Annotated in this window: 4 protein-coding genes; all 4 read right to left on the reverse strand. The window is 40.6% G+C overall.

All coding sequences use genetic code 11. The features are described from left to right. Positions 1-880: MFS transporter (locus SORDD27_RS03835; RefSeq protein WP_231069287.1), on the reverse strand; the 880-nt coding region annotated here is incomplete at its 3' end. A gap of 80 nt (positions 881-960) precedes the next feature. Then, positions 961-1,824 (reverse strand): Rgg family transcriptional regulator, encoded by an 864-nt coding sequence (locus tag SORDD27_RS03840; protein ID WP_061427434.1) that lies wholly within the window; start codon positions 1,822-1,824, stop codon positions 961-963. Positions 1,825-1,827: 3 nt separating this feature from the next. Next, positions 1,828-3,729 (reverse strand): ABC transporter ATP-binding protein, encoded by a 1,902-nt coding sequence (locus SORDD27_RS03845; RefSeq protein WP_061427437.1) that lies wholly within the window; start codon positions 3,727-3,729, stop codon positions 1,828-1,830. Positions 3,730-3,911: 182 nt separating this feature from the next. Next, positions 3,912-4,140, reverse strand: a 229-nt coding sequence (locus SORDD27_RS03850) for a transposase (protein ID WP_196755622.1), incomplete at its 5' end; no start/stop codon positions are given.

Genomic DNA, 4,140 nt, shown 5'->3' on the forward strand with positions numbered 1-4,140 from the left:
CCATCATAAAAACTCCAACTCCAGTCAAAGCCAATAGAATCAAAAGATTATAGACACTTGCCTTTATTTTACTAGCTAGAAGAGCTCCGATAATCGAACCAATAGCGCCCATAGTCAAAATACTTGCATAAGCTCCTTCTACCCCGTAAAGCCGTTCTGAAAAAGGGAGGAGAAATTCAAAAGCTGCAAAAAAGAAATTAACACTGGAAGCCACTAACAAAAGGAAAAAGATCTCTTGCTGGCGCCAAATATAGCCAAGTCCTTCCTTCATATCAGCAAAAATATTTTTCCAGCTGAAAGTCTTTTTCTCTTGTAACTGATTCTCATTTTTGGGAAGAAAAGCTACTAATGTAAATGCGATGAAAAAACTAATGGCATCTAAAACAAGTGTCATATGGAGACTGGCAAATTGTAAAACGAGGAAAGAAAGTACAGGGGAGCTAACGCCTACAACCTGCAAAACGAGCTCTAAGCGAGCATTATAGGTCACAATCTCGTCTTTCTCTACTACCTCAGTTATAATGGCTTTATTGGCTGTACGAGAAAATGCAAAGGCAACCGCCTGAACAATATTGGCAAAAATCAAGGCAGCAATCATCAAGCTATCATTTCTGATGAAAGAAATAGCTAAACAAAGAACGCCACAAATTAAGTCCGTCGTCATCAAAATTTTGCGACGCGAAAAGCGGTCTGAAATCACTCCGCCAAAGGGATTGACCAGAATCGATGTAACTAACTCGGAAATTTGATAAATCCCAAGAACAGTCTGTCCTATCGTTCCCATTGATGCCAACCAAACACTGTTTCCATAATCATAGAGCATATTTCCTATCTTATTAATCGCACCACGACTAATCAACTGGATTGCATGTCGATTCATATAAAAAGCTCCTCTCAAATTTTGAAACTATTGTATCAAAACTGAAAGGAGTCTCTTTATTTTTCCCTTATTTGGGAAATTTAAGGATTTACAAATTTTTCATAATGTTCCTGATAGTAAGCCACTTGCTCTGGAAGTCCAAGCACAGCAAAAATATGCATGGCTTCCTGCATCTGACTACAACCTTCTGCTTTCAAGTCTCTCTGGTAGAGGGCGAAACCCTTGAGATAATGGAAGATATTGCGCTCATAAAGCTTGATACCATTTCCAATCAACTTCTCCACATAGCCCTCAAAATAGTCCGCATCCGTAAAGGAACGGTTTTCCAAACAATGCTGGTAACAGTTAAGAGCTAAAATCAAAACAAGTTTTCGATGGCGACCAATTTCTTTGTAGTAGTCTTCTCGCTCCATGACTTCTCTGCCAATCCGAGCCACATAGTCTACATTGTAAAAAGTATAGAGATTCCCGAAAAGAATCAACTCATACATGGTCCATTCTTCTGTTTGGAAAAGATAATCCGCCACCTTATCCAGATCACTCTGTTCCATACTGTAACGAGCAACTCTTTGACAAATCAGGCCTTGTAGCAGAATCCAATTCAGCTCAAAATAGAGGGGATTGGTCGAACTCTTTGCTTTCTCAAGCTGTTCCTTTTGAAGCTTTTGAAAACCTGCAATATCATTTGAGTAGTAAAGCGGAATAATCTGTGCCATCAAGGCAACATGTTCATGATTTTGAAAATCCCTAGCCTTGTCCATGAAATTTTCAATGGTCACATGAATATTATCCAAAATCTCAAAGAAACGGGAAACTGCTAGATCAGACTCCCCAAGCTCGAAGCGAGATAACTGAGAGGTTGAACATGATTCACCTGCCGCCTCTTTTAAGGAGTACTTCCCACTTGTTCGAAATTCACGAAATACCTTTCCAAGATGTTCCATTTCTTACACCTGCTCCGATAATCCTTCCCACTCAAGCATAGCTTCTTCCTGACGATGGCTAATTTTGTCCAGTTCAGCCTGCAATTCCATGAGCTTTTCAGCATCGTTGGTTTCCAGCATTTGTTCAGAAATGGCTTGGCTTTTAGTTTCTAACTCTTCAATTTCAGCTTCTAGATTTTCGATTTGTCGCATGAGCTTACGGGCTTCTTTCTGACTTTCTTTCTGAGCTTGGTAGTCATTGACTGGGCTTGCTTCTTTTGCTTGATTGCTAGTTAAATCTTCCTCAGCCTGAGCCATTTCTACTTCTGCTTTCTTTTCAACATAGTAGTCATAATCTCCTAGATAGAGGGTCGAACCATTCTCGGACAATTCCAAAACATGAGTGGCTACACGATTGATAAAGTAACGGTCGTGACTGACAAAAAGAAGGGTTCCATCAAAATCAATCAGAGCATTTTCTAACACTTCCTTGCTATCAATATCCAAGTGGTTGGTTGGCTCGTCAAGGATCAGGAAGTTGTTGTTTTCCATAGACAATTTAGCCAAAAGTAAACGAGCTTTCTCGCCACCTGACAGCATGCCAACTGATTTTTTAACATCATCTCCTGAGAAAAGGAAAGCACCTAGGCGGTTGCGGATTTCAACTTCAGGTGTCAGTTTAAAATCATTCCAGAGTTCATCGAGTACAGTATTACTTGGTGTTAGCTTACTTTGAGTCTGATCATAGTATCCAACCTCAACATTGGCACCAAAACGCTTCTCTCCCTTGATAAAAGGGATCTGGTCCACAATAGACTTGATAAAGGTTGATTTCCCGATACCGTTTGGTCCAACGATAGCGACAGCATTCATTTTACGGAGGTCGAGATTGATTGGCTCTGAAAGTATTTCCCCATCATAGCCAATGGCCGCATTTTCAACAGTCAAGACAACATTGCCTGATGTTTTTTCCGACTGGAAGGTCATGTTGGCTGATTTCTTGCCGGCTTCAGGCTTGTCCAAACGCTCCATTTTTTCTAGTTGTTTACGGCGAGATTGGGCACGTTTGGTCGTTGAAGCTCGGACTAGATTGCGATTGACAAAGTCTTCTAGAGCCGCGATTTCCTTCTGTTGCTTTTCATAGTTTTTTGCCTCAGTAGCTAGCTTTTGCTCCTTTAACTCAACAAAACGAGAGTAATTACCTACATAACGATCTAAGGAATGCTTAGTCAAATCGAGTGTAACCGTCGCAACCTTGTCCAAAAAGTAACGGTCGTGACTGACAATAATGAGTGCACCGCTATAATTTACCAAGTAATTCTCTAGCCAGGCTATGGTTTCGATATCCAAGTGGTTGGTTGGCTCGTCCAAGACCAAGAGATTGGGCTTTTCAAGGAGCATTTTAGCCAGTGCCAGACGGGTATTTTGACCACCCGAAAGCTCGGCAATTTTCATCTGCCACATAGACTCGTCAAACTTGAATCCATTCAAAATCGCTCGAATATCAGCTTCGTAAGTAAAGCCACCATCCTGACGGAAATTCTCTGATAAACGATCATAATCCGCCATTAGTTTATCTAGATCTTCACCAGACTTTTCACCCATCTCCAACTCCATCTGACGCAGTTGTTTCTCCGTACGGCGTAGATCATCAAAGACATGGAGCATTTCATCATAAATGGTATTTTCAGACTCAAAACGGCTATCTTGGGCTAGGTAAGACAGAGAAATATCTTTTTTCTTATTGATTTCTCCACTAGTTGGCTCCTCTTCCCCAACCAAAATCTTTAAAAGAGTAGACTTACCCGCTCCATTTTTCCCAACAAGAGCTATTCTGTCTCGTTCATCAACTTGCAGATTGATATGTTCAAAGAGAACCTCACCAGCAAAAGATCGTTCAATTTTATTAGCTTGTAAAATAATCATAACTCTATTTTACTATCTTTTTCAATTTTAGACAATTGCAATCATAACCACCCGTCTAACGGGTGGTTTGCACCAGGGCTATAAGCCCAAATTACCAGCCAGCGCCTTTAGGCGCTGGCTTTCACGTTGTTCAAGCCTCATTGCTCTTGACTCGTCAATTGCCTCTTAAAGAGGCTTTAGTATTACTTACCACTATCCCTAAAGGGATCCTCATATTCTTTTACACTTAATTTATCTAGTGCTATATCATGTTTTTCCTGTTCTTGGATATATTTCCTAATTGTGGCTTCATTAAGTCCTACTGTACTCACGTAGTAACCTTCTGCCCAAAAATGCCGGTTACCAAACTTGTACTTGAGGTTGGCGTGTTTGTCAAACATCATGAGTGCACTTTTGCCTTTTAAATAACCC

This window comes from Streptococcus oralis, from assembly GCF_001579025.1.
Lineage (GTDB): Bacteria > Bacillota > Bacilli > Lactobacillales > Streptococcaceae > Streptococcus > Streptococcus oralis_X.

Excerpts from the sequence above, each read along its gene's own strand:
- SORDD27_RS03845 (WP_061427437.1), bottom strand. The coding sequence starts at position 3,729 with ATGATTATTTTACAAGCTAATAAAATTGAACGATCTTTTGCTGGTGAG.
- SORDD27_RS03840 (WP_061427434.1), bottom strand. The coding sequence starts at position 1,824 with ATGGAACATCTTGGAAAGGTATTTCGTGAATTTCGAACAAGTGGGAAG.